Annotated in this window: 21 protein-coding genes; 6 read left to right on the forward strand and 15 right to left on the reverse strand. The window is 60.7% G+C overall.

All coding sequences use genetic code 11. The features are described from left to right. Positions 1 to 83 precede the first annotated feature (83 nt). Positions 84 to 1688 (reverse strand): peptide chain release factor 3, encoded by a 1605-nt coding sequence (locus ACGHP1_RS01270; protein WP_005943533.1) that lies wholly within the window; start codon positions 1686 to 1688, stop codon positions 84 to 86. 224 nt (positions 1689 to 1912) lie between these two features. Further along, positions 1913 to 2779, reverse strand: coding sequence for a GNAT family N-acetyltransferase (locus tag ACGHP1_RS01275; protein ID WP_390507318.1), 867 nt, complete (start codon positions 2777 to 2779; stop codon positions 1913 to 1915). A gap of 193 nt (positions 2780 to 2972) precedes the next feature. On the opposite strand from ACGHP1_RS01275, the gene ACGHP1_RS01280 reads away from it, so the two are divergent. Beyond that, positions 2973 to 4364: a S1C family serine protease gene (locus ACGHP1_RS01280; protein ID WP_154256085.1), complete on the forward strand. Its 1392-nt coding sequence runs from the start codon at positions 2973 to 2975 to the stop codon at positions 4362 to 4364. Between the two features lie 49 nt (positions 4365 to 4413). Here ACGHP1_RS01280 and pulA read toward each other — a convergent pair whose 3' ends face one another. Beyond that, positions 4414 to 6369 (reverse strand): type I pullulanase, encoded by a 1956-nt coding sequence (gene pulA, locus ACGHP1_RS01285; RefSeq protein WP_390507320.1) that lies wholly within the window; start codon positions 6367 to 6369, stop codon positions 4414 to 4416. A 147-nt stretch (positions 6370 to 6516) separates the two neighbouring features. Between pulA and ACGHP1_RS01290 the strand changes: the two genes are divergently transcribed. Continuing rightward, on the forward strand, positions 6517 to 8562 hold the full coding sequence (locus ACGHP1_RS01290) for an AAA family ATPase (RefSeq protein WP_390507322.1): 2046 nt from the start codon (positions 6517 to 6519) through the stop codon (positions 8560 to 8562). 318 nt (positions 8563 to 8880) lie between these two features. Here ACGHP1_RS01290 and ACGHP1_RS01295 read toward each other — a convergent pair whose 3' ends face one another. The 12 genes from ACGHP1_RS01295 to ACGHP1_RS01350 form a co-directional block, all read right to left on the reverse strand. Further along, positions 8881 to 9840: a helix-turn-helix transcriptional regulator gene (locus ACGHP1_RS01295; RefSeq protein ID WP_390507324.1), complete on the reverse strand. Its 960-nt coding sequence runs from the start codon at positions 9838 to 9840 to the stop codon at positions 8881 to 8883. A gap of 15 nt (positions 9841 to 9855) precedes the next feature. Next, the gene (locus tag ACGHP1_RS01300; protein ID WP_005943522.1) at positions 9856 to 10719 is read right to left on the reverse strand and encodes a prephenate dehydrogenase; all 864 of its coding nucleotides are present in this window, start codon (positions 10717 to 10719) and stop codon (positions 9856 to 9858) included. Beyond that, on the reverse strand, positions 10712 to 11983 hold the full coding sequence (aroA, locus tag ACGHP1_RS01305) for a 3-phosphoshikimate 1-carboxyvinyltransferase (protein WP_390507326.1): 1272 nt from the start codon (positions 11981 to 11983) through the stop codon (positions 10712 to 10714). Before aroA ends, ACGHP1_RS01300 begins: the two co-directional genes overlap by 8 nt. A gap of 6 nt (positions 11984 to 11989) precedes the next feature. Next, positions 11990 to 13006, reverse strand: coding sequence for a 3-deoxy-7-phosphoheptulonate synthase (gene aroF, locus ACGHP1_RS01310; protein WP_097774635.1), 1017 nt, complete (start codon positions 13004 to 13006; stop codon positions 11990 to 11992). 21 nt (positions 13007 to 13027) lie between these two features. Then, on the reverse strand, positions 13028 to 13492 hold the full coding sequence (locus tag ACGHP1_RS01315; protein WP_097774636.1) for a type II 3-dehydroquinate dehydratase: 465 nt from the start codon (positions 13490 to 13492) through the stop codon (positions 13028 to 13030). Further along, a complete protein-coding gene (locus ACGHP1_RS01320; RefSeq protein ID WP_097774637.1) occupies positions 13473 to 14735 on the reverse strand; it encodes a shikimate kinase in 1263 nt (420 codons plus the stop codon). Before ACGHP1_RS01320 ends, ACGHP1_RS01315 begins: the two co-directional genes overlap by 20 nt. A 1-nt stretch (position 14736) precedes the next feature. Then, complete coding sequence (aroC, locus tag ACGHP1_RS01325; protein WP_097774638.1) at positions 14737 to 15882, reverse strand: chorismate synthase; 1146 nt, start codon at positions 15880 to 15882, stop codon at positions 14737 to 14739. Positions 15883 to 15885: 3 nt separating this feature from the next. Next, on the reverse strand, positions 15886 to 16929 hold the full coding sequence (aroB, locus tag ACGHP1_RS01330; protein WP_097774639.1) for a 3-dehydroquinate synthase: 1044 nt from the start codon (positions 16927 to 16929) through the stop codon (positions 15886 to 15888). Continuing rightward, positions 16926 to 17996 carry a bifunctional chorismate mutase/prephenate dehydratase gene (locus ACGHP1_RS01335; RefSeq protein WP_120020030.1) on the reverse strand — a complete coding sequence of 357 codons (1071 nt, stop codon included), beginning with the start codon at positions 17994 to 17996 and terminating at the stop codon, positions 16926 to 16928. Before ACGHP1_RS01335 ends, aroB begins: the two co-directional genes overlap by 4 nt. Before the next feature lie 303 nt (positions 17997 to 18299). Further along, a complete protein-coding gene (locus ACGHP1_RS01340) occupies positions 18300 to 18479 on the reverse strand; it encodes a hypothetical protein (protein WP_005943509.1) in 180 nt (59 codons plus the stop codon). 3 nt (positions 18480 to 18482) lie between these two features. Next, complete coding sequence (locus ACGHP1_RS01345; protein WP_390507330.1) at positions 18483 to 19235, reverse strand: hypothetical protein; 753 nt, start codon at positions 19233 to 19235, stop codon at positions 18483 to 18485. Positions 19236 to 19260: 25 nt separating this feature from the next. Further along, the gene (locus ACGHP1_RS01350; RefSeq protein WP_154260572.1) at positions 19261 to 19986 is read right to left on the reverse strand and encodes a 1-acyl-sn-glycerol-3-phosphate acyltransferase; all 726 of its coding nucleotides are present in this window, start codon (positions 19984 to 19986) and stop codon (positions 19261 to 19263) included. Between the two features lie 220 nt (positions 19987 to 20206). On the opposite strand from ACGHP1_RS01350, the gene ACGHP1_RS01355 reads away from it, so the two are divergent. From ACGHP1_RS01355 to ACGHP1_RS01370, 4 genes are all read left to right on the forward strand, one after another. After that, positions 20207 to 21049, forward strand: a complete 843-nt coding sequence (locus ACGHP1_RS01355) for a DUF624 domain-containing protein (RefSeq protein WP_097774642.1) — start codon at positions 20207 to 20209, stop codon at positions 21047 to 21049. A gap of 30 nt (positions 21050 to 21079) precedes the next feature. Then, a complete protein-coding gene (locus tag ACGHP1_RS01360) occupies positions 21080 to 22444 on the forward strand; it encodes a hypothetical protein (protein ID WP_390507333.1) in 1365 nt (454 codons plus the stop codon). A gap of 54 nt (positions 22445 to 22498) precedes the next feature. Next, the gene (locus ACGHP1_RS01365) at positions 22499 to 23104 is read left to right on the forward strand and encodes an AAA family ATPase (protein ID WP_097774644.1); all 606 of its coding nucleotides are present in this window, start codon (positions 22499 to 22501) and stop codon (positions 23102 to 23104) included. 331 nt (positions 23105 to 23435) lie between these two features. Beyond that, positions 23436 to 24830, forward strand: coding sequence for an MATE family efflux transporter (locus tag ACGHP1_RS01370; protein WP_390507335.1), 1395 nt, complete (start codon positions 23436 to 23438; stop codon positions 24828 to 24830). Positions 24831 to 24854 lie beyond the last annotated feature (24 nt).

The following is a 24854-nucleotide window of genomic DNA, read 5'->3' on the forward strand; positions in this document are numbered from 1 at the left end:
GGCATTCTTCGTTGTATTTTTTGCGTTTTATGAAAAAAGAACCGCAGCTGCGGGATATTCCCGCACCGCAGCTCTCTTTCAACTCAGATATTACCGAACTCGCTCAGTTTCAGCGTTTCGTTGTGGGTCTCAGCCCAGCGCACCGCCCAGTCGGAGGTGAACAGCAGCAGGCGGTTGCCCTTCATATCCTCCACAGCCTTGGTGTCGCTGGTCAGGTCCAGATCCCGCAGGTTGTAGGTGTCGGGGTCGTTCTGCACCCAGCGCAGCTGTTCAAAGGGCAGCTGCTGCATCCGGATCTCCACGTTGTACTCGGTGTTCAGGCGGTACTCCAGCACTTCCAGCTGCAGCACGCCGACCACGCCGACCACCACTTCTTCCATGCCGCCGCCCACTTCGCGGAAGATCTGGATGGCACCCTCCTGTGCGATCTGCTCCATGCCCTTCACGAACTGCTTGCGCTTCATGGTGTCCTTCTGCTCAATGCGGGCAAAGTGCTCCGGCGAGAAGGTGGGGATGCCTGCGAACTGGACCTTCTTTTTGCCGGTGCACAAGGTGTCGCCGATGGAGAAGATGCCCGGGTCGAACAGGCCGATGATATCGCCGGCGTAGGCTTCGTCCACGATGGCGCGGTCCTGCGCCATCAGCTGGGTGCCGGTGGCCAGCTTGATGTTCTTGCCCTCCTGCACATGGAAGGCCTCCATGCCGCGCTCGAACTTGCCGGAGCAGATGCGCATAAAGGCGATGCGGTCGCGGTGGGCCTTGTTCATGTTGGCCTGAATTTTAAAGATGAAGGCAGAGAACTCGTCGCGGCAGGGGTCCACGGTCTCGCCGGTCAGGCTGTCCACGCGGGCCAGCGGGGTGGGGGTGAGCCGCAGGAAGTTCTCCAGAAAAGGCTCTACGCCAAAGTTGGTCAGGGCAGAACCAAAGAACACGGGGCTCAGCTCGCCGCGCAGCACTTTGTCGAGGTCAAATTCCTCGGCGGCACCGTCCAACAGCTCGATCTCATCCACCAGCTGCTGGTGCAGATACGGGGTGAGCAGCTCGTCCAGTGCGGGATCGCCCAGCTCGGCCTCGGTCTCATCCACCTTCTTCACGCCGTTGGCGCGGCCGTCGCTGGAAAATGCCAGCACCTTGCGGGTGTTGCGGTCGAACACGCCCTTGAACTCCTTGCCGCAGCCGATGGGCCAGTTCATGGGGTAGGTCTTGATGCCCAAAATCTCCTCAATGTTCTCCATCAGCTCAAAGGGGTCGCGGGCTTCGCGGTCCATCTTGTTGATGAAGGTGAAGATGGGGATGTGGCGCAGGGTGCACACCTTGAACAGCTTGATGGTCTGTGCCTCCACGCCCTTTGCGGCGTCGATGACCATGACGGCAGAGTCTGCCGCCATCAGGGTGCGGTAGGTGTCCTCCGAGAAGTCCTGATGGCCCGGGGTGTCCAGAATGTTCACGCACTTGCCCGCGTAGTTGAACTGCAGGACAGAAGAGGTGACGGAAATACCGCGCTGCTTCTCAATGTCCATCCAGTCGGACACGGCGTGCTTTGCGCTCTGCTTGCCCTTGACGGAGCCTGCCTGATTGATGGCTCCGCCGTACAGCAGCAGCTTTTCGGTCAGAGTGGTCTTACCGGCGTCGGGATGGCTGATGATCGCAAACGTCCGGCGGCGCTCGATTTCTTCACGATTTGTCATAAACTAGTATTTCTCCTGAAATGGATGGAACTCCTTCAGTCACGGCTGATGCCGTGACAGCTCCCTCAATGAGGGAGCCTCTGGCGAAAAGGAAAAGCTTCTCGCCCTGCCAAAGCCTCCCTCTCAGAGGGAGGTGGCATCGCGCAGCGATGACGGAAGGAGTATATTTTTACACATACGTCCCCTATTTTATCCGAAAACGCTCCATAATGCAAGTGTTTTCGTTATTTTTTCAGGATGATGCAGGGCAGAGGGGCGGTTTCGGCCCAGTTGGCAAAATCACACACCAGAACGGTAAAACTTTTGAGCGGAAGTGCCCGGAGATATTCCAGCACCGTCTGCTTTTCATCCGTGCCGATGACCTGCCCGCTGTAGAGGATGGCGCTCACCACGCCGCCGGGGCGCACGGCTTCCAAAGCCGCCTGCAGGGCGGGGATGCTGCTCTGCGCGGTGGAGAACACTGCGTGGTCGGCCCCGGGCAGCCAGCCAAAGTTGAACATCACCGCATCTGCCGTGCCGGGCTGCACAACCTGTAAAAGGTCTGCGTGGCTTTGGCAGTGCAGCTCATACCGGGCGGCAGGCACGCCCAGCTGCTCCAGGTGCTTCCGGGTGGATGCAATGGCAGCTTCCTGCACGTCAAAGCCGACTACCTTTCCTTCCGGCGCGGTGATGCCGCACAGGAAGGCCGTGTCGCCGCCGTTGCCGCAGGTAGCATCGATGCAAAGGCGCGGCTGTGCCAGCCGCGCGGCCAGAAAGTCCTGCACGAACTTGACGGCGGTCAGGTCCGGCGTGCGGCGGCGCACCAGCTGCCTGCCTTCTGCCGCAAAGCCAAACTTTGCCCAGAACGCAAGCTCTGCGGCATCGGCGGGCAGCGGGGCGGTAAATACGGTAGCCGTTTCGCGGTCGTATCCGGCGTAGGCGCGCAAAGTTTCTTTTAATAGATAGGAGCCGTAGCCTTTGCGCCGCCACTGCGGTTCGATGCCAAACGAGGTGATGGCAACCCCCTTTGCGGCGGGCGTGAGCGCGCAGAAGCCGATCTGTGTCTTTTCCTTATAGAGGGCAAAGCCCTCGTCTGTGCGGTGCAGTTCCATGGTGTGTTCCTCCTGAATTTACCTTTTACAATAGCAAGCGCAAAGGCCGCTGTCAAGGGCGGAAAGTGCGTCTTTTTTTCACAGTTTCTTCACGGCGCGCGCGATTGATTTTCACAATTGACGGTTACAATAGGAGCAGTTCAAAGGAACAGGGCTCCTGTGGACGTATCCCTTACGGAAAGGAAGTATCAGCATGGACAATGAGAACAAATGGGAATATGATTATTCCTCTCAGGATAAAAACGAAAGCGGAGATACCGGTTATCCCAATGTGGGCAGCAGCGGTATGAACACCGCCAACCAGTACAACGACCCGCAGCCGGAACCGGAGACCGCTTACACCGCCCCGCAGACAGACAACGGCGCAGGCGGTGCAACGCCGCCGGTACATCCGGTACAGCCGCAGGACGCGCAGCCCCCTAAAAAGAAGAAAAAGTTCAACGGCAAGCGCGTTGCACGCAGCGCCGTGGCGCTGGTGCTGGCCGCAGCCATGGGCTTTGCGGGCGGCTTTGTGGGGGCAAAGTTTGGCGGCAGCGGCAAGGTGGTCATTCAGCAGGTGGCACCTTCCTCTACGGCCGACAGTGCATCCGGTTCGGATAGTTCCATCACCGCAGCATCCAGCAGCGGCAGCAGCCTGACCACTGAACAGGTGGCTGATCTGGTCAGCCCCAGCGTGGTGGTCATCACTACGGAGCAGGTGGTCTACTCTCAGTGGTCGTGGTACGGCCAGAATCAGGTGGAGAGCGGTGCCGGCAGCGGCGTGATCATCAGCTCGGACGGCTACATCCTCACCTGTGCACATGTGGTGGACGGCGCTTCCACCATCACCGTTACCATTGGTGACAAGGACTACACCGCCACCCTTGTGGGCGAAGATACCACCAGCGATATCGCGGTCATCAAGATCGATGCTGACGGCCTGACCCCCGCCACCGTGGGCAACAGCGACAGCCTGAAGGTGGGCCAGAGCGTGATGGCTGTGGGCAACCCGCTGGGTGAGCTGGGCGGCACCGTGACCGGCGGCATGATCAGCGCTTTGAACCGCAGCGTCACCATTCAGGGCAGCAGCTCTGTGAACACCATGTCCCTGATCCAGATGGATGCTTCGGTCAGCCCCGGCAACTCCGGCGGCGGCCTGTTCAATATGAACGGTGAGCTGGTCGGCATTGTGAATGCAAAATCCTCTTCCAGCGATGCAGAGGGTCTGGGCTTTGCCATCCCCATCAACGATGCCATCAAGGTGGCACAGGAACTGCTGGAGAACGGCTATGTGACCGGACGGCCTTATTTGGGCATCACCTATCTGGCCGTGACCGACGCACAGACTGCTTCTCAACTGGGCGTGAATGCCTACGGCGTTTACGTTGTGGAGGTGGTCAAGGGCGGCCCTGCCGAAAAGGCAGGCCTGCAGGCCGGTGACCGCATCGTGAGCGTGGACGGCACCGAGATCGCCTCCAAGGACGACCTTGGCACCCTGATGCAGAAGCACGCAGCAGGCGATACGCTTTCCATCACCATTGCACGCGACGGCCAGATGCAGACGGTCAATGTGACACTGGGCGAAAAGACGGCTTCCAACAGCTGAGCAAAATAGAAAACAGGAGCGGATGAGAGTTTTCCATCCGCTCCTGTTTTTATATCTGTCCAAAGATGGTGGCACTGTAAGGCATCAGCACGGCCTCGTGCTCATACACCCTTGCCGGGCCGCGCCACAGGCTGGACGAGATGCCGTCGCTCAGCATCTGCCAGCGCCCAACCGGCAGCGGCACGACCTTGCTGATCTCGGTGGGGTTATAGAACACGCACAGCGCCTGCCATGCTGCGCCGTCGCCCCACTGGGCGGGCAGCTGCCAGCCCACCAGCGGCTGCTCCAGTGAGAAAAAGTACAGGGCATCCGGCGCGTGGGGGTCGGTGCTGGAAAGCCGCGGAAACCTTGCCCGCAGCGCCAGCAGGCCGCGGTAGTAGTCCACCAGTGCATGGTATTTTTCGGCCCGCTCCCAGTCCAGCCGGTTCAGCGCAGGCGAAGAGCGGTAGCTGTTGCACTTCCCTTTTTTGGTGCGGGCAAACTCCTCGCCCGCCTGCAGGAAAGGCAGTCCGAAGCTGGTCAGGTAAATGCCCGCCGCCAGCCGGTTCTGGGCAAGGGCTGTGCTGTCTGCCGCCGTGAACTCCGGCTTTTCGTACCGCACCAGCAGCAGCTTGTCCCACAGGGTGAAGTTGTCGTGGGCGGAAACATAGCTCACGATCTGGCTGGGCGCGTGGGGCGGCAGACGGTCGCTGCGGCACCATGCCGCCACCGCGCCGCCGATATCCCAGAAGCTGCCGGGCCTGCCCTCCACATAGCCCGGCTCCCGGGCGTTGAAGCAGCCGCCCTTGATGGTGTCGCGGGTGTCGTCGCAGAAGATGCCGATGCGCTCGTTCAGCATGGCCAGATTCGCCTTGTTGGCCTCGTACCGGTGCAGCTGGCTGCCGCCGCCCTGCCACGGCTCGCCGTACATCAGGATATCCCGCCCGCCGGGCAGCGTATCCAGCGCGGCGCGCACCGCGTTGATGGTCTCCACGTCGTACAGACCCATCAGGTCGAACCGGAAGCCGTCGATGTGGTATTCCTGCGCCCAGTAGAGGATGGAATCGATCATATACCGCCGGGCCATGGGCCGCTCGCTGGCAAATTCGTTGCCGCAGCCGCTGCCGTTGGAAAAGCTGCCGTCCTCGTTCTGGCGGAAAAAGTAGCAGGGCACGGTGTCGTTCAGCGGGTTCTTATTGCGGTACATGTGGTTATACACCACATCCATCACCACACCGATGCCCGCCGCGTGCAGGGCTGCGATCATTTCCCTGCACTCCCGGATGCGCACCTCGCCGCGGGTGGGGTCGGTGGAATAGCTGCCTTCGGGCACATTGTAGTTGGTGGGGTCATAGCCCCAGTTGTACTGCCGCAGCAGCGGCTTTGCCTCGTCCACGCTGCCAAAATCAAAAATGGGCATCAGCTGCACATACTTCACGCCCAGACGCCGGAGGTAGTTCAGGCAGGTGGGGTGGATGCCGTCCCCGTGCAGGGTGGTGCCCTGCTGGGTAAAGGCCATGAACTTGCCCCGCCATGCCGGGCGCACGCCGCTGGCAGCGTCCTGCGAGAAGTCGCGCACGCTCACCTCCCACACCGCGCGCTGCTCCGGCGGGATGACCGGACGCACATCCCGCTCCCACCCGGAGGGGGCGGTGCGGGCAAGATCCACGATCATGCTGCGGGTGCCGTTCACACCTGCCGCACGGGCATAGGGGTCGCCGGTCTGGCGCGAAATGCCATCCACTGTGACCGTATAGGTATAGTATCGTCCGTGCTGGTCGCCGGGCAGATAGATGCTCCACACCCCCTGCTGCCCCCGCTCCAGCGGCAGAGTGCCTATGGGCTCACCGCCGCTGCCTTTGCGGTAAAGGCTGACCTCCACCCTCTGCGCCGTGGGTGCCCACAGGCGCAGATGGGTGCCGGAAACAGCATATTCCTGCCCCAGCGGGCCGGTGTAGGTGGTTTGAAGGTCAAAGGAGATGCTCTCGTACAGCGTTTTCAGTTCGGCGGGCGTTTTGACGGTCATAGTTTCTTCATTCCTTCTTGCAGATTTCCTATCAGATATAAGTGTAAACACCGGCGGTCTTTTTTGCAAGAGGGAATTGCAAAACCTGTCCGGGTACACTATACTGGAAGAAAACTGGAAGAAAACGACAAAAACGGAGGGCAAACCATGGCATATACCGACGATTGGGAAAACCTTATGAACGGTGTGTTCGGTGCAGGGGGCAGGCCGCGCTTTGGCGGCACGGCCCAGCCGGAAAGCAAAACGCCAAAGGCCAAAGCGCCCGCAGTGCCGGACCTGAACGCTGCCCTGCTGGAAAACCAGAAGCAGCTGGATGCCCTGCTCAAAAAACAGAATGCCCAGCTGAAAACGCAGGACACTGCGGTGCAGTCTGCTCTGGAGGACAGCCGCCAGATGCTGCGGGATATGGAAGCGGACGGCCTGCTTGCCAAGGGCACTGCCGATGTGACCGCAGAGCACCTTGGCAGCTTTGAGGGCCTTGCCGCCGAGGTGAAAAAGACCGTCCTCGGGCAAGATGCCTTTGTGGACAGCGTGGTGCGCGCCATGCGCCGGCCCTTTGTGCTGGGCACCGAGCGCTCGGCGGCACGCAATGTGATCCTGCTGTGCGGCGGAGCCGGTACGGGGCGGCACTTTGCGCTGGCAGAGACCGCCCGCATCATGGCGGCGCGGGGCCTTTTGCAGAGCGACAAAACTGCGGTGGTGGACCTTGCCCTCTACCCCAATTCCGGTGCGGAAAAGCTGTTTTTGCAGGATCTGTATGCGGCCCTGCACGCCCCCGGGGAGATCGTGATCTTTGAGCATTACGAGAGTTGCCATGCGGCCTTCCTCAAGACCCTTGCAGACCTTGCTGTGAAGGGCAGCGCACCGCTTTCCAGCCGGTATCTGGTGAACAAGGAGGGCATCCTTGTGGATGCAGGTACGGCGCTGGCACCGGGCGCGGTGAGCAGTATCACGCCCTGCGGCAAGTACCTCATCTTCTTTTCCCGCAAGGGCCGGGACGCGCTGGCAGATAAGTTCGGTGCGCCCTTTGTGGCGGCGGTGGGCGATGTGTGCGAGACCAGCGCCTTTGCCCGCGAGGACCTTGCAGCGCTGGCGGCGCAGCAGCTGAATGCGCTGGCCCAGAAGGTGAGCGCACGCCTTGGGCTGACCCTCTCTGCCGGGGCCGATGTGCGGGACTATGTAGCCGCCCAGTGCTCTAAGGAAAAGGGTGCGGCGGGCCTTGCGGAATGCTGCAATAAAATGTTCCGTGCCCTGAGTGAATACTGCCTGCAGACCGATGCAAAGCTTACCGGCACCGTCACCCTGACTGCAAAGCCGGAGGGTGTGTGGTTCAGCCTGAACGACCAGCCCGAGCAGGAGCTGTCTGCCCTGCTGCCTGCCGAGTACACGGGCGCTGTAGATGAAATCCGCGCCGAACTCAACGGCCTTGTGGGCCTTGAGGCGGTCAAGGAGTATGTGTTCGGTCTGGCGGATAACCTGCAGGTGCAGCAGCGCCGCGCGGCGGCAGGCTTCAAGACCGCCAGCCTTTCCATGCACATGATCTTCACCGGCAACCCGGGCACCGGCAAGACCACCATTGCCCGGCTGGTGGCAAAGTACCTCAAGGCCATCGGCGCGCTGAAGGGCGGCCAGCTGGTGGAAGTGACCCGCGCCGACCTTGTGGGCCGCTACACCGGCCACACCGCCCCGCTGACCAACAGCGTCATCGAGAGTGCCCTCGGCGGTGTGCTGTTTATCGATGAAGCCTACAGCCTCTACCGCGGCGAGCAGGACAGCTTTGGTCTCGAAGCCATCGACACCCTTGTGAAGGGCATGGAGGATCACCGGGACGAGCTGGTGGTCGTTCTGGCGGGCTACACCCGGGAGATGGAAGTGTTCCTTACCGCCAACAGCGGTCTTGCCAGCCGCTTCCCCAACAAGATCGAGTTCCCGGATTACACGGCAGACGAGCTGCTGGACATCACCAACGTGCTGGCAAAGGGCAAGGGCTACCGCCTTGCCGAGGGCTGTACCTTCCCGCTTTTGGGCTACTACAAGCGCCGTCAGGCGCTGGACAGCCGCACCGCCGGCAACGGCCGTCTTGCCCGCAACACGCTGGAAAAGGCCATCTTCCACCAGAGCCGCCGCCTTGTGGCAGAGCCGGACGCGGAGCTGGACCTGATTTTGCCCAGCGATCTGGAATTTGAGGAGTGAGAGATTCAGAATGGCCTCCGCTTCGCTCTGGCCATGCTCAGCGGAAGAATTATTTATAGGAACAGCAAACCCCGGCAGGCTGCGGCCTGCCGGGGTTTGCATTTTTCACGGATGGAGTCGTACCGGAAAGCAGCATCTGGCGCTCTGGCTCCACAGGGCAGGACGGTGCCGTGAAATTATTTCCTGCCGGAAACGCTGCATCTCCCGGTCCGGGCCTTCCCTGTGAAAAAAGGTTCCGGAAAAATCCGCAGATTTTTCCGGAACCTGATTATAAATATCATTTCATCTGATGATGGCCAGAGCGAAGCGGAGGCCATTTTAATCGTGCTGCTTCGCAAGGGCCTGCACCATATCGTGTATCCCCTTGCGCACCTCGGCGGGAGCCATTACTTCCACCTTGCCGCCAAAGCCGCACACCCAGCCGTAGAACTGGGGGCTGACGCATACCGGCACATCAAAGTGGAAGTGGGTGCCGTCTTCTTCCGGAACAAAGACCGGTGCTTTGCCAAAGCGGTCGCGCATGGCGCTTTCTAGGTCGGCGGTGCAGCGCAGGGTGACCCGGTACTCCGGCCCGCCGAACATGTTGAAGTGCTTGCGCAGATAGGCGGGCAGGTCAAACTGGCGGAACTCGGCCTTGCCCCGGCGGGCATCGCCCAGCACCGTCACGGAAGACATGCGGTCCACGCGGTAGTTGCGGATGCCCGCAGGCTCTTTCTCGTCCTGATAAGCGATAAGGTAGTAGCAGCCGTTTTCCCATGCCAGCTGCCACGGGCTGACGGTGCGGGTGCCGCCGTCCTTGTAGCGGAACCGCACCATTCTGCCCGCATTGATGGCGCTGTGCAGCGCATCGATGCTGTAAAGCAGGGTGTGGCTGTCGCTTTTGGGGCGGCCATCCACGTACACCTGACGCTGCAGCTGGGTGCCCTCGTAGTCGGAGCAGAGGGCTTCCAGTTTATGGATGAGTTTACTGCTGGTGCGTGCCGACACAACCTTGCTGGCCTGTACGGCATCCACCAGCAGCTTGAGCTCAGAAAGCTCAAAGGTGCGGCTGGCCAGCCAGTAGCCGCCGCCGCGCCCGCGCCGCAGCTGGATGTCATACCCCAGACTGCGCAGGGTGTCGATATCGCTGTAGATGCTTTTGCGCTCGGCAAGAATGTCCTGCTGTTCCAGCAGCTCTACCAGCTGCGGTACATTGAGCAGGTGTTCTTCGTCGGTCTTTTGTTCCAGAATGCGCAAAAGGGTCAAAAGCTTGGATTTCTGGCCTTCCTGCTTGGGCATGGGAGCACCTCCGGTTTATTCGGGCAGTTTTTTGTCGAACGCCGCGCGGCGCTGGGTGGAAAGACGGAACATCTGTTCCAGCTTATCCCGGTCGTCGGCCACAAGAGCAGCGCGCATTTCCTGCAGAGCGGCATCGAACTGGTCGATCTCGCTGATGAGGTTTTCCTTATTCCACAAAAACAGCTCTGCCCACATTTTATCGTTGATGCGTGCAATGCGGGTCAGGTCACGGAAGGAGTCGCCGGTGTACTCGCACAGCGAAGAGTTATCGTTGGCGCACATCAGGCTCACGGCGATGGCATGGCACAGCTGGCTCACATAGCCGATCATCTTGTCGTGCTCCTGCACCGTCAGGGTGCAGATGTGGTGGAAGCCCAGCACTTCGGCCAGGTCCTTTGCCCACTGAATGGCTTCGGGCGTGTTCTTTTCCGTGGGGGTGATGATGAAGTTGGCCGGGGCAAAGTTCACCTCGGCGGCGTGCTCCACGCTGGAAGTCTCACGGCCTGCCATCGGGTGGCTGGCAATGAACTCCACGCCCGCCGGGCACATGGCCTGCACCGGCTCCACAAGGCCGGTCTTTACGCCGGAAACATCGGTAAAGATGCAGCCGGGCTTGAGCAGATGGCCGTAGGTGCGGAACCACTCGATGAGGGCCGTGGGGTACAGACCAAAGATGATGTGGTCGGCGCTGCTCACAAGGTCCTCAAAATCGTGGGTCTTGCCGCTGGCGATATAGCCGTGCTCTAGCGCGTACTGCAAATGCCCCTCGCTGCGGTTGATGCCGTCCACATGGAAACCGGCTTTCGTCAGTTCCAGCGCGTATTTGCCGCCCAGCAGGCCAAGGCCCACCACGAGATAACGTTTTGTTTTATCAAGCATATTCCACCTCCGCGCCCAAGGGCTTGATGGCTTCAAAGAAATTCGGCCAGCTTTTTGTGATGGCTTCGGCATCGTCCACGGTCAGGGGGATGCCCGTACTCAGGGCCAGCACCGCAAGGCTCATGACCACACGGTGGTCATTGTGCCCATGCAGAACACCCGCCGGAGCGTGCAGCCTGTCCGCGCAGCCGTGCACCGTAATGGTGCCGCCCTCGCTTTCCAGCACGCCGCCGCAGGCACGCAGCTCGGCCTCCATGGCAGCGATGCGGTCACTCTCCTTCAGGCGTAAACGCTCTGCGTTGCGGATGACTGTAGTGCCTTCGCACAGCAGGCCCAGCACCATGAGCACAGGGCCAAGGTCCGGGCAGTCCGCAAGGTCGATGTCCACCCCGTGCAGGGGGGCCTTTTCAAAAGAGATGCCCTCTGCCGTGCGGGTAAACACCGCGCCGCAGCGGCGCAGGATATCCAGAATGGCGGCATCGCCCTGCAGCGTGTCCGGGGCAAGGCCGGTGATGGTCACGCCGCCGCACACTGCACCCAGCACCGCCGGGAACGCGGCCTGACTGTAATCGCCCTCCACGGTGTAATCGCAGGGGTGATAGTGCTGCCCGCCCGGGATGGCAAGAGTGTTTTCGTCCAGCCAATGGCTCTGCACACCGAAGGCTGCCTGCACAGAGCGGGTCATATCGATGTAGCTGCGGCTCTCCACCGGCGGGATGAGGTGCAGCGTGCTGTCTCCGGCCAGCAGCGGCAGGGCAAACAGCAGCCCGCTGATGAACTGGCTGGACACGTTGCCTGCCAGCCGGTAGCTGCCGGGGGTCAGTGCACCCTCTACGGTCAGCCCGGCAGCGCTCTGTTCAAACCGCAGGCCCTGCTCCCGGTACAGAGCTTCATACACCGACTGAGGCCGCTCCATCAGCCGCCCGCGGCCGGTGAAGGAAACTGCCTGTCCGGTCAGGCTGGCGATGGGGATGAGAAAGCGCAGGGTGCTGCCGCTCTCGCAGCAGTCCACCGGCGCAGCAAGAGGCACAAAATGCCCCAGCCCTTCCACCACAGCATCGTCTGCGCCGGTGCGCACACGGGCGCACAGTTGTGCCGCTGCGCCCAGCGTGGCAGAGATGTCCTTGCTGAATTCCAGATTGGTGATGTGGCTGCGGCCCTCGGCCAGTGCCGCGCAGAGCACAGCACGGTGGGCCATGCTCTTGCTGGGTGGGGCAGTGATGGTGCCGCCCACGGAACGCGCGTTCTGAATCGTTACCAGCATAGGCCGTTACATATCCCGGCCAATGGCCCATGCCACCTGACGGCACTTTGCCATGGCCTGTGCGAAGGAATCCGGGGTCAGGCACTGTGCGCCGTCGCTCCATGCGTGCTGCGGGTCGTAGTGAACCTCCACTTCCAGACCGTCGGCACCGGCGGCCACGGCAGCGATCATCATAGGCTCGACCAGATTGGCCTTGCCGGTGGCGTGGCTGGGGTCCACGATAATGGGCAGGTGGGTCTTTTCGTGGATGATGGGCACTGCAGAGAGATCGAGGGTGTTGCGGGTGTACTTCTCGAAGGTACGGATGCCGCGTTCGCACAGGATGACCTGCTCGTTGCCGCCGGCCATGATATACTCGGCGCTCATGATCCACTCCTCGATGGTGTTGCACAGGCCGCGCTTGAGCAGCACGGGCTTGTGCATCTTGCCAACGGCCTTGAGCAGCTGGAAGTTCTGCATGTTGCGGGCACCGATCTGCACCACGTCCACGTACTCCTCAAACTCCGGGATACGGTCCTCGCTCATCAGCTCGGAGACGATGGGCATGCCGGTGGCCTCGCGGGCCTTTACCATATCCAGAATGCCCTCGGTCTCAAGGCCCTGGAAGGAGTAGGGAGAGGTGCGGGGCTTGTAGGCACCGCCGCGGAACAGGGCGGCACCGCCGGCCTTCACGCCCTGTGCAATGCGCAGAGCCTGCTCTGCACCCTCGATGCTGCAGGGGCCTGCCATGACGGCGATTTTTTCCTTGCCGCCGATCTTCACGCCGCCGCAGTCGATCACGGAATCTGCCGGGTGGAACAGGCGGTTTGCACGCTTATAGGGCGCGGACACGCGGGTGACGTTGTCGATCCACGGGTTTGCCAGCACATCCCGCTCGTCGATCTTGGTGGTGTCGCCCACCAGACCGAACACGTTGTAGTCCTTGCCGGTGATCAGGGTCACGTCCAGACCCTGCTTCTCGAATTTGTCAACGATCTTTTCCAGTTCGTCCTTCGGAGTCCCTTTTTTGGTGGAGATGATCATGGTGATAATTTCCTTTCGTTTTTACATCACGATATGCGCCTTGCTGGAGCCGTCGGTGCGCAGCAGCTGGGCCAGATAAATGCAGGCGTGCAGGTAGCCCTGCGGGCCTTCGCCGATGAAGTGGCCCTGACAGCCAAAGGACACCACGTCCGTTTTGCGGAAGGGCTCCCGCTCGTCCGGGGCGTGCAGCATCACTTCCACGGCGGGTACGCCGCACAGGCGCAGCGCATCCAGAATGGCCACGCTGTAGTGGGCGTAGGCACCAGGGTTCAGCACGATGCCGTCCACCCGGCCCGCTGCGGCCTGAATTTCGTCCACGAGGTCGCCCTCGTGGTTGGACTGGCAGCAGTCGGTCTCAATGCCCAGCTGTTCGCAGCCTGCCTGCACATAGTCCATGATGGCGTTATAATCCAGCTCACCGGGTACGCCCGGCTCCGACCAGCGCATGATGTTGAGGTTCGGGCCGTTAAGAATCAAAAATTTCATCCAGTGCCTCCATGGCGGCATGCAGGGCATCGTCCAGCGTGCCGTTGTTGGGAATGACGGCATCTGCCGCTGCCAGATACAGCGGACGGCGCTGTGCTTCCATCTGGCGCAGTGCGTCCATGCTGGAAGAAAGCGGCCTGCCGCCGCCCACGGCCAGCGCATCCACTGGCCGGTCGATGAACAGAATGACACCGTTCTGGTGCAGAGCACGCAGATTCTCCGGCTTTTTTACAATGCCGCCGCCGCAGGAAATGAGCTGTCGGCCCTCTTTGCCAAAGCGCTGTGTTTCGGCAGTTTCCTTTGCGCGGAAGCCGTCCTCGCCCTCGGCTGCAAAGATATCCGGGATGCTGCGGCCGTCGGTCTTTACGATCTCCTCGTCGAGGTCCACAAAGGTGCGGCCAAGGCTCTTTGCCAGCATCCTGCCGAGGGTGGTCTTGCCGGAAGAGGGCATCCCGATCAGGGCAATGTTCAGCATATCCCGGCGCAGTGCGGCAGTGATGCGCCGAATTTCAACCGGCGCATCCTCGAACTTGCGGTCCAGAAAATATTCTGCGGCATACACCGCCTGCGCCACCAGCATTTCAAGGCCGCCCACAGCCACCGGCACGCCCGCTTCCTCGGCGCGGAGGATGAGCTCGGTCTTGTCGGGGTTGTACACCACATCCACTACAGCCTCGAGGTCCGGCATGGCGGCAACGTCCAGATTGCACACACCTACATTCGGGTACATGCCCGCCGGGGTGGTGTTGATCACGATCTGCGCCCCGCTGGAAACGGCCTCGGCATAGCTCAGCTCGCCCTTTTCCGGGTCCGGATGGCGGCTGACGGTGAGCACCTTTGCCGCACCCTTGTCCCGGGCCACAGCGCTGGTGGTGTTGTGGGTGCCGCCGGTGCCCAGAATAACCACCGTTTTGCCTGCAAAGCTCACGCCGTGGGCGTCGCACAGGTGGGCAAAGCCCATATAATCGGTGTTATAGCCATAGAGCAGGCCGTTTTTGTTTACCACCGTGTTCACCGCCCCGATGGCCTTGGCCCGCGGGTCGATGTAGGAGCAGTATTCCATCACCAGCTTTTTATAGGGGATGGTCACATTGATGGCCTTGAACTGCCGCTTTGCCAGAAAGGCCCGGGCCTCTTCCTCGGTGGGAAGAGGGCACAGGTCGTAGTGGTAGCCGCAGAGCATCTCGTGGATGATCTTGGAGTAGGAGTGGCCGAGTTTTGCGCCGATGAGTCCGTATTCCATTTTACTCGTCCTCCTTCCGGAAGCTGGTGGGGTGGGTCATCCATGCCGCGCCGTAGCGTGCCGTGAGCAGGTCGCCCACAGCCAGTGCGGCGGCGCAGGTCTGCACGATGGCGGCTCTGGGCACGATGCAGGGGTCGTGACGGCCCTGAATGGACAGCTGTGCGTCCTTTTTGGCGAGATAGTCTACTGTATCCTGCTGCTTGTAGATGCTGGGTGTGGGTTTGACCACGGTGCGGAACACCACCGGCATCCCGTTGGCGATGCCGCCGTTGATGCCCGCATTGTGGTTGGTGGCGGTCACCACCGCACCCTCCGGTGTCATGCGGAAGGCGTCGTTTGCTTCGGAGCCGCGCATCCCGGCAAAGCCGAAGCCGGTGCCGAACTCGATGCCCTTGACGGCGGGGACGGAGAACACCAGATGTGCAATCTCGCTTTCCACGCTGTCAAAATAGGGCTCACCGATGCCTGCCGGCAGGCCGAGGATGGCGGTTTCCAGCATCCCGCCCACGCTGTCGCCCTCCGCACCGGCGGCACGGATGGCGGCTTTCATGGGTTCTTCTACGGTTTCATCCAGCACCGCAAAGCCCTCGGGCTTGCTGGCAAGGGCTTCCACCTGAGCAGAGAGCTGTGCGGCATCATCCTGTGCAAAGCGGGTGTCCGCAATACCAGCGCACTCTGCGATATGGGTGGTGATGTCGATGCCCGCACGGTGCAGTGCGCTCAGCACGATGGCACCGCCCGCCACAAGGGCGGCCGTCACCCGGCCAGAGAAGTGCCCGCCGCCGCGGGCATCCTGAAAGCCGTGGTACTTGGCGTAGGCGGTGTAGTCTGCATGGCCGGGGCGCAGAAGGTCTGCGGTCTTGGCGTAATCGCCGCTGCGGGTGTTGGTATTTTCGATCATCAGGGCAATGGCGGTGCCGGTGGTGCGGCTGTTCACCACGCCGGACAGCAGCTGCACGGTATCCGCCTCCACCCGGGGGGTGGACAGGCCGTCGCCCCGGGCACGGCGCTTGTCCATGCAGGCGGCAAGAAAAGTCTCGTCCACCGGCAGGCCTGCGGCCATGCCGTCCAACACCGCGCCGATGGCGCGGCCATGGCTTTCGCCGAAAATGGTCAGCGAAAGGTCGCTGCCGAATGTATTTTTCATGGCTTACTCCTCAATGCCCAGCAGGGGACGCAGGCCCTCCACCGGGATGGTCTCGGCGCGCCAGCAGCCCAGACCCGGCACCTTGATAATGGTGATCTGGCCGCTCTGTGCCTTTTTGTCGTGCAGCATTTCAGCCAGCACCTTTTCCTTATCGTAAGTAGTGCGGGTGGGCAGGCCGAGGCGGCGGTATACCGCGCGCACCCGCTTCTGCAATGCCTTGGATTCGATCATGGGCAGCATGCCCAGCGCCACGCACTCGCCGTGGTAAAGGCCCACGGTGCGGCGGCCCTTGATGCCCTTGACGGCCTCGATGCCGTGGCCGATGGTGTGACCGAAGTTGAGCGCCTTGCGCATGCCCTGCTCAGTCTCGTCCTGCTCCACGATGTTCTTCTTGAACCGCAGGCTGCGGCAGATAATCTCGCCGATCTGGGCATCCACGTCGCCATTTTCAAAGATCGCGAACAGCTCGGGGTCTGCCAGCAGGCTTGCCTTGACGGCTTCTGCCAGACCGTTGATGAAGTGGCGGCGGGGCAGAGTGGCAAGGGTGTCCGGGTCCACGATGACGAGCTTGGGCTGCCAGAAAGCGCCCACGATGTTTTTGGTATCGCCCAGATCCACGGCGGTCTTGCCGCCGATGGAGGAATCGATCATGGAAAGGGTGGTGGTGGGGCAGTTGATGAAGTCGATGCCCCGCATGTAGATGGAAGCGGCAAAACCGGCCAGATCGCCCACCACGCCGCCGCCCACGGCAATCACCAGATCGCCGCGGCCCATGCCGAATTCCAGCATCTGCTTGAGGACGGATTCCAGAATTTTAAAGCTCTTGCTGGCTTCGCCCTGCGGCACCGTGATGATGTGGGCATCCTTGCACTGGTCGGCCACCATCTGGGCGTACTGTGCGGGCACACCGCTGTCGGTCACAACGGCCACACGGCGGTCCAGCCGGGCGAACTGGTACAGGTTTTCCAGCGAGCCGCTCTTGACGATGATGTCATAGCTGCGCTCGCCCAGATTCATGGTCAGCTTGGTTCCGATAAATTCACTCATTTGGTATACACTCCTAACAGCCGCACGGTACGGCAGGTGCGGTCAAGCTCACGCAGCAGCGCGGCGGTCTCGTCGGCGGTGGGGTCGCCCACCAGCTCCACGTAAAAATAATATTCAAACGGCACATGAGGCATGGGCCGGCTCTTGATGGACTCCATATTGAAGCCGCTGGCACCGATGATCTGGATCACCTCGCCCAGCTTGCCGGGTTTGTTGTCCACCGTGAACAGCAGCGAGAACCGGTTGCCGCCGGTAGGCTTTTCGCGGCTGAGCACGATAAAGCGGGTGGTGTTGTCGCCGTCGGTGTTGATGCTGGGCACCAGCACCTCCAGCCCGTACAGTGCCGCCGTCTCCACGCTTGCAATGGCCGCTTTGGAGGAGTCGCCGCTTTCGGCCACGAACTTTGCGGCCATGGCGGTGTTGGCCATGGCGGTGGCGGGCAGGCCGAACTGCCTTAAAAAGGTTTCGCTCTGGGCGATGGCCTGCTGGTGGCTGTAGACGCTTTTGATCTGGTCGAGTTTTGTGCCCGGCAGCACCAGAAGATTCTGGGAGATGGGCAGATCGTACACATCCACCACCCACAGTGCCGGATGGTTATAGCACAGATCCAGCACGGCGGAAACATCGCCCGCATGGCTGTTCTCAAAGGGAACGACGCCCCGGGCAGCATCGCCGCGTTCCACCGCGTCAAACACCTCGTCCCAGGTGGGATAGCTCACAGCCTCGGCGTGGGGGAACAGCGCCCGGAGGGCAATGTGAGCAAAAGCGCCCTCCACGCCCTGATAGGCGGCGCGGTTTTGGCCCAGCACCACGGCTTCGTACTGCTTTGCCACGTCCATCAGGTTCTGCACGTGGTCTTTATAGTAGGGCCGCAGGGCCGGGTCCTGAATGCGGGCCGCAGCCTTTTCCAGCACTGCCGTCTCGCGGGCGGCATCGTAAACGGGCAGGCCATGGGCTCTTTTGTATTCGGCCACCTGCAGCACAGCAGCCATCCGCCGCTCAAACAGCGCAGCCAGCTGGGCATCCACCGTGTCGATCTCGGCGCGCGCCTGTTCCAGTGCGTCCATGGGTTCACATCCTTTTGTATGTATGATAAATACCATCAAGATAATAGATACCCAGTAAGTATACCATAACTGGGACGGAGAAACAACAAAACCTCCGGCGTTTCAAAGGGGAGAATATTTCAAATCAGATATGTGTAAAAAGAACAAAATAGAAAACGAACTCCCTCAGTCAAACCCTTGCGGGTTTGCCAGCTCCCTCAAAGAGGGAGCCTTTGACAAAGCGGAAAAGTTTCCGGTTCTGCCAAGGGCCCCATCCCCGAGGGGGCTGTCGCCGAAGGCGACTGGGGGAGTTCTATTTGCATATTATCTGTTTTTCAGCAGTTCTTCCCGGCTCCTTGCTTTGCCGTAATATCTCCCATAGGGATTATCCAGCGCCTGTGCAAGGGAGACCGGCTTTTCCGGCTCTGGCCTTTGCACCGGCTTTGCTGTGCGGTCAAATGTGAACCCGGCGGCAGGCCCGCCGCGCTTTACCCGGAACCGCATGGCTCAGCCCTCTGCACTGGCGGTAGAAATAGCCCCGGCGGTCAGCTTGTTCCACAGTTCTTCGCCGCCCTCAAGCAGGCCGGCGGAGTCCTTGTTCCATGCGCCGCGGATGCCGATATAGTACCGGCTCATCAGCTCCTGACTGGAGCCGCTTTCGCTCTGCACAGCATCAGAAGCGTAATCGCCCAGATCAAGGCCCGCCAGCACCGGGCAGTCGGTCCAGCGGTAGACCATGTTCCACCAGTCACTGTCTGCGTCGGACTGCGGCAGGCTGCCGTCGAGGTAGCGCAGGGTGCCGGTGGTCTGCTGGAACCCGGCTGGGTCGTACAGGATGAAGATGGAACTCAGCGCGCCCTGAATGTCGGTGGAAAGTTTGGTGGTGCCTGCCATGTCAAGGTAGGCATCCGAGTCCTCGTTGCCAAAGTCCATGGTGTAGAGGTTCAGCTTTACCACCACCTTGCCGTCACCGTTCCGGTCTTCGCCGTAGGCGGCAAGGGCGTCCTGCAGGGCGGTCTGGGTGGCTTCCGGCAGGTAGTGGGGTGCCACAACGGCCACGTTATAGTCTGCATGGACGGTAAAGAAATACTGCCCGATGAAGTTGTAGCCGAAGAACACCACGATGATGCCGATGATGATGACCCACTTGAGGTTATAATCCCACCAGTTGGCCCAGCGTTCCTTGCGGGTGTACTGGCGCTGTTTGCGGGGCTGGAGGTCTTTGGGGTCGATATCGCGTTCGTAACGGTAGCTTGCCATGGGGCAGTTCCCTCCAAGTTCTGATTTACAGCTGTGCCAGAATGGCCTGACGCACAGCGTCCGGCAGCTGCTTCTGCTCGGCCTTGCTCATGCCTGCAGTCCGGATGGGCGGCAGCACCTTGATATGTACGCTGCCCGGATGGCACAGGTTGCCATTGTTCTCAAACAGGGCACGTGCACCGGTAATGGCCACCGGAACCACCGGTGCGCCGGTCTTGACGGCAATGCGGAATGCACCGGCCTTGAACTCACCGGCACCGCCCTCTTCCCCTTTGTAGCGGGTGCCCTCCGGGAAAATGACGAAGCTCTTGCCGCTCTCCACAATGGCAGTGGCGTCGTTCAGGGCGCGCACGGATGCCCGCAGGTCGTCGCGCTGCACGAACACGCAGCCCAGCAGCTTCATCCAGCGGTTCAGCAGCGGGATCTTTTCCAGCTCTTCCTTGGCAAGGATGCCGTGGGGCTTATCCAGACTGGCCAGCAAAAGCGGGATGTCGTAGTAGCTGCGGTGGTTGCCCACGAACACGCAGGCCGTATCTTTGGGGATATTCTCAAGGCCCTCCACGCTCAGGAAAACGCCGGTCACCTTTAAAATGCCCCGGCTCCAGTGCGGGATATGCTTGTTGACGAGCTCTTCCACCAGCTGCATGTCGCCTGCAGCCAGAGCGCGTTCCGCCCGGCGCAGCACGCCATAATGGACGATCATATAACCAAATAAGTAAATAAACATCGCAATCGTGCGAAAAATGCTCATTGCGTTTTCCTCCCTCCGGCAAAATATGCCATTGTCATTGTATCACACTTTTTGTAAAAAGGGGAGAAATAACACTTTTTTTACAAATCGGAGGATCTGCGGTCTTGCAAAATTGACAAAATGCGGGTATATTTATAGTTGTAAAGCCAGCACAATGGCACTTTCTGCACGAAATGCTTTCTGCCGGCCCAATGGATGAAGAGAGAGGTACCATACGAACATGGGTTTATTTCCTTCCGCAAATGACTTCAAGGCCGGTAAGGGCGTTGAAAAGGATGCTCCCCGCAAGACCGGCGTGGGCCGTTTTTTTGAGCTTGTGGGCCGTGATATGAACGGCATGTTCCTTGCAAACCTGCTGGCCTGCATCGGCTTTCTGCCGGTGATCTGTCTGGTGTACATCGGCTTTCTGGCAAACAGCCTGCCTGTCATGCTGGCAAGTGCGGTGGTAGGCGGCATTCTGGCCGGGCCTGCGCTGGCCGGCATGTACGATACCGTGCTGCGTGCCCTGCGTGACGAAGCCGGTTACTGGTGGGTGACCTATCGCCGTGCCTTCAAGCGCAACTTCAAGGCCAGCATTGCGCCGGGCATCTTCTACTGTGTGGTGGTCACGGCGCAGATCTTCCTTGTGTATTTCTGCTTCAATATGCTGAGCAAGGGCACCAATGTGGGCGTGCCGCTGTGGGTGGCCACGGTGCTGAACCTGCTCATCTTCCAGATGCTGTTCGCCTATATGTGGCCGCAGGTGGTGCTGCTGGATCAGCCCTTCAGCCTGACCGTGAAAAACAGCATCAACTGCATGATCGCGTTCCTGCCCCACGCACTGGCGGCGGCCATCGTGCAGATCCTGTTCTGGGGCGTGGTGATCCTGTGCATGCCGCTGGGCCTGCTGCTCATGCTGATCTTCGGCTTCTGGTTCGTGACCGAAGTATCCTGCCAGATCATCTACGGCGATATTGAAAAGGTGTTCCACATTGAGGAGAGCATCCGCAAAATGAAGGATGCCGAGCTGGAAGCCGCCCTCAAAGAGGACTACGGCGAAAGCACCGACGACACCGAAGAGTAAATTTGAACTTCCGCAAAGGAGAGGTGCTCCATGGAACAACGGAATAATCTGGTTTTGCAGGGCACCGAGACCTTCTCCCGCGGGCAGCTGGACAATGTGGCACTGGACGGCGGTGCACTGGTGCTGGACAGCGTGGCGGGCCGCTGCCTGCAATACGGCAGCTACACCACGCCGGAATTTGCCATGCCGGCCTTCTGCAACCTGAATGTCAGCTGGAACGCCTTTGCGCCCCACAACACCATGGTGGAGGTGCGCTGCCGGGTATATGCCGGAGGAAGCTGGACCGGCTGGATGAGCTTTGGCAAGTGGGCACCGGGCTACCCCCGCTGCAGCTGCAATTCCCAGAGTGACGACGGCATGATCTTCCTCATGGGCGATACCGTGACCGTGGCAACGCCCGGCGGCGGCACCGGCGTGCAGCTGCAGGTGAACCTTTCCACCAACGATGACAAGGTCTCGCCCGCAGTGCGCCTGCTGGCCGCGGCAGTGCGGCCGCTGGCGTGGGAAAAGCACAATGGCCACCCGCTGAACCGGCAGCTCTATCTGCCGGAATACTGCCTTTCCGCCCACGATCCCAGCTTTGGCCGCACCATGGATCTGCCGCTGGTCATGGCGGCACTGATGAACTGCTGGGGCGAGGATGTCCTGCCCGAAGAAGTGGCCTATGTGATGGAGGACATGGCCCACAGCACCACTGCCAATGCGGCCTTTGCGGCTGCTGCCGCCGGCTGCTGCGGCTACCCCTGCTGGCAGGCATGGATGGACCTTGCCGACCTGCGTGCCCAGATCCACGATGACTGCTGTGTGGCAGTGCAGGTGGAGCGGCGCATCCGCGGCCAGCGGGACCCGGTGCGGGTCTGGATGGGCCTGCGCGGCTTTGGCCACGACGATGCCGTAATGGCAGATTATGTGCTGCTGAACGACCCCACCGCAGATTCCAACGGCGCAGTGAACTGCACCATGGCACTGGTGGACTTTATGCGTTACTTTACCGGGCGCGCCATCGCCCTGCGGGCAAAACCCCGCGATGTTGCCGCCAACCGTCCGCTGCGGATGCGCTGCGAGCTGGTGCCCGGCGAGACGGCAGACGTTTACTATTTTGAGCAGCGCGGCGTGAAGGACCCGCTGCCGGAAGGCTTTTCCGGCTGGGTGGCCTGTGCGTGCCACGACGGTGTGGCCCACGCCACCACCGCCCACCGCAGCTTCTGCCGGATGGAGCGCACGCCGGAGGGCGGCATCCGCTTCCCGGAAAAGATCGTGGCCGCAGGCTGCCGCTGCAGCGTGTATGCAGTGGACCAGACCGGTGCCATGCGCGTGGCGGAGGTGCGGCTGCCAAAGCCGCGCCCCACGCCGGAGCAACCTGTTTCCCAGGCACAGGAAAAGCCGGCGGAATGACCGGCCCGACCCAAAGCCTTTGGGCTATAGATCAAGACATAGGAGGAACACATTATGGCAAAGACGATCATCACTTTGGGACGTGAATACTGCACGGGCGGCCGCTACATCGCTGAAGATGTGGCAAATGCGCTGGGCATCAAGCTTTACGACAAAGAGCTGATCACCATGGCAGCAAAGCACTCCGGTCTTTCGGAAGAAGCTGTTGCCGCCAGTGAAAAACGGCATACTCACAGCCTGCTGTACAGTCTGTACACCATGGGCAATGAGCTGCCGCTGGGCGATCAGGTGTTCATTCTTCAGAGCCGCATCATCAAGCAGCTGGCCGAGGAAGGCCCCTGCGTGATCCTGGGCCGCTGCGGCGACTATGTGCTGCGTGAGCGCAAGGATGTGCTGCGCGTGTTCGTGTACGCCCCCAAGGAGTGGCGGCTGGAATACGCAAAGACCAATCCTCTGGTCAAGGCCAAGGACGAAAAGGGCATCAAGGACGAGGTGGAAAAGACCGACCGCAACCGTTCTGCCTACTACAACTACTACACCCAGAACCGCTGGGGTGATGCCCACAACTATGATCTGGCCATCAACGCTGCTCTGGGCCGCGAGACCTGCGTGAAGATGATCCTGGACGCAGCCGCCGCCAAGGAGAAGAACCTTGGCTGACCGCCCGGGCACTTCAAAATAAAACAACGATGATTCGTGGGTAGGGTGCTTTTGCATCCTGCCCACGTTTCGGGCAACGGCGACTGTTTTACTCCTTCAGTCACGGCTCCCGCCGTGCCAGCTCCCTCGGAGAGGGAGCCTTTGGCAGTATGATGGAGTTTCTGATTTTGCCAATGCCTCCCTCATTGAGAAAGACTTCCCCCGGCCGGGGGAAGATGTCACGCAAGTGACAAAAAGGGGAGCGGTGGCATCGCGCAGCGATGACGGAAGGAGTTATTCGGCAGCAGCCTTGCCATATTCCCTGTAACCTCAACATCAAAAAGGAGCAAACGTGGAAACAAAGCAACCCCAAACCTCTCCCGCCCAAACGCGGGAAAACATTATGGGCACCATGGAGATCAACCCTCTGCTGGTCAAGCTGAGCGTGCCCATGATGATCTCCATGCTGGTGCAGGCGCTTTACAACGTGGTGGACTCGGTGTTCGTGTCCCATGTGAGTGAAAGCGCCCTCACCGCTGTGTCCCTCGCCTTCTCGCTGCAGAATGTGATGATCGCTGTGGGCGTGGGCACCGGCGTAGGCGTGAACGCCATGCTGTCCAAAAGTCTGGGCGAAAAGAACCAGCACCGCGCCAACGCCACGGCGAAAAACGGCATCTTTCTTTCGCTGTGCAGCTTCGTGGTGTTCCTCGTCATTGGCCTTACCTGCATGAAGCCCTATTTCTATGCACAGACCAGTGATGCGGCTATTGCGCAGCAGGGCATCCGGTATCTTTCGGTGTGCTGCATCTTCAGTCTGGGCCTTTTCACCCAGACCATGGGCGAAAAGCTGCTGGCCGCTACCGGCCGCACCCACCTGAGCATGATCAGTCAGCTGGTGGGTGCCGTGGTGAACATCATTCTGGACCCCATCTTCATCTTTGGCTACTGCGGTGAGGCCCTCAGTGGTACCACCGGCGCAGCTGTGGCAACGGTCATCGGCCAGTTCTGCGGCGCAGGCATGACCCTGTTCTTCAACCTGAACAAAAACCCAGATATCCAGATCAGCTTCAAGGGCTTCCGCCCCAGTGCAGAGACCATTGGCCGCATCTACACGGTGGGCCTGCCCAGCATTGCCATGCAGTGCGTGGGCAGCCTGATGACCTTTGGCATGAACCTGATCCTCATGAGCTTCTCGGCCACGGCGGTGGCGGTGTTCGGTGTGTACTTCAAGCTGCAGAGCTTCGTGTTCATGCCCATCTTTGGCTTGAACAACGGCATGGTGCCCATCATCAGCTACAACTACGGTGCCCGCAGACCGGGCCGCGTGAAAAAAACCATCAAGCTGGCAGTCTGCTATGCCGAGTGCATCATGCTCATTGGTTTCTGCATCTTCCAGTTCGCGCCGGATAAGGTGCTGGGCATCTTTGCGGCCAGTGATGCCATGCTGGCCATTGGCATCCCGGCCATGCGCATCATCTGCCTGCACTTCCTGCTGGCGGGTGCCAGCATCGTGCTCAGCTCGGTGTTTCAGGCACTGGGCAACGGTGTGTTCAGCCTGATCGTTTCGGTCTGCCGGCAGCTGTTCGTGCTGCTGCCGGCCGCATGGCTGCTGGCACAGACCGGCAATGTCAACAATGTCTGGTGGGCCTTCTTCATCGCTGAGATCGTCAGTGTCCTGCTGAGCCTTGGCTTCTACGCCCGCATCAACAAAAACATCATTGCCCCCATGTATTCCCCTGCCGAATGAGGGGCGTGAAAAACTGTCCCTGCA

This window comes from Faecalibacterium sp. i21-0019-B1, from assembly GCF_042852915.1.
GTDB classification, from domain to species: Bacteria; Bacillota; Clostridia; order Oscillospirales; family Ruminococcaceae; genus Faecalibacterium; species Faecalibacterium taiwanense.

Coding starts and splice junctions, on each gene's coding strand:
- ACGHP1_RS01270 (WP_005943533.1), bottom strand. CDS start 1,688: ATGACAAATCGTGAAGAAATCGAGCGCCGCCGGACGTTTGCGATCATC.
- ACGHP1_RS01275 (WP_390507318.1), bottom strand. CDS start 2,779: ATGGAACTGCACCGCACAGACGAGGGCTTTGCCCTCTATAAGGAAAAG.
- ACGHP1_RS01280 (WP_154256085.1), top strand. CDS start 2,973: ATGGACAATGAGAACAAATGGGAATATGATTATTCCTCTCAGGATAAA.
- pulA (WP_390507320.1), bottom strand. CDS start 6,369: ATGACCGTCAAAACGCCCGCCGAACTGAAAACGCTGTACGAGAGCATC.
- ACGHP1_RS01290 (WP_390507322.1), top strand. CDS start 6,517: ATGGCATATACCGACGATTGGGAAAACCTTATGAACGGTGTGTTCGGT.
- ACGHP1_RS01295 (WP_390507324.1), bottom strand. CDS start 9,840: ATGCCCAAGCAGGAAGGCCAGAAATCCAAGCTTTTGACCCTTTTGCGC.
- ACGHP1_RS01300 (WP_005943522.1), bottom strand. CDS start 10,719: ATGCTTGATAAAACAAAACGTTATCTCGTGGTGGGCCTTGGCCTGCTG.
- aroA (WP_390507326.1), bottom strand. CDS start 11,983: ATGCTGGTAACGATTCAGAACGCGCGTTCCGTGGGCGGCACCATCACT.
- aroF (WP_097774635.1), bottom strand. CDS start 13,006: ATGATCATCTCCACCAAAAAAGGGACTCCGAAGGACGAACTGGAAAAG.
- ACGHP1_RS01315 (WP_097774636.1), bottom strand. CDS start 13,492: ATGAAATTTTTGATTCTTAACGGCCCGAACCTCAACATCATGCGCTGG.
- ACGHP1_RS01320 (WP_097774637.1), bottom strand. CDS start 14,735: ATGGAATACGGACTCATCGGCGCAAAACTCGGCCACTCCTACTCCAAG.
- aroC (WP_097774638.1), bottom strand. CDS start 15,882: ATGAAAAATACATTCGGCAGCGACCTTTCGCTGACCATTTTCGGCGAA.
- aroB (WP_097774639.1), bottom strand. CDS start 16,929: ATGAGTGAATTTATCGGAACCAAGCTGACCATGAATCTGGGCGAGCGC.
- ACGHP1_RS01335 (WP_120020030.1), bottom strand. CDS start 17,996: ATGGACGCACTGGAACAGGCGCGCGCCGAGATCGACACGGTGGATGCC.
- ACGHP1_RS01340 (WP_005943509.1), bottom strand. CDS start 18,479: ATGCGGTTCCGGGTAAAGCGCGGCGGGCCTGCCGCCGGGTTCACATTT.
- ACGHP1_RS01345 (WP_390507330.1), bottom strand. CDS start 19,235: ATGGCAAGCTACCGTTACGAACGCGATATCGACCCCAAAGACCTCCAG.
- ACGHP1_RS01350 (WP_154260572.1), bottom strand. CDS start 19,986: ATGAGCATTTTTCGCACGATTGCGATGTTTATTTACTTATTTGGTTAT.
- ACGHP1_RS01355 (WP_097774642.1), top strand. CDS start 20,207: ATGGGTTTATTTCCTTCCGCAAATGACTTCAAGGCCGGTAAGGGCGTT.
- ACGHP1_RS01360 (WP_390507333.1), top strand. CDS start 21,080: ATGGAACAACGGAATAATCTGGTTTTGCAGGGCACCGAGACCTTCTCC.
- ACGHP1_RS01365 (WP_097774644.1), top strand. CDS start 22,499: ATGGCAAAGACGATCATCACTTTGGGACGTGAATACTGCACGGGCGGC.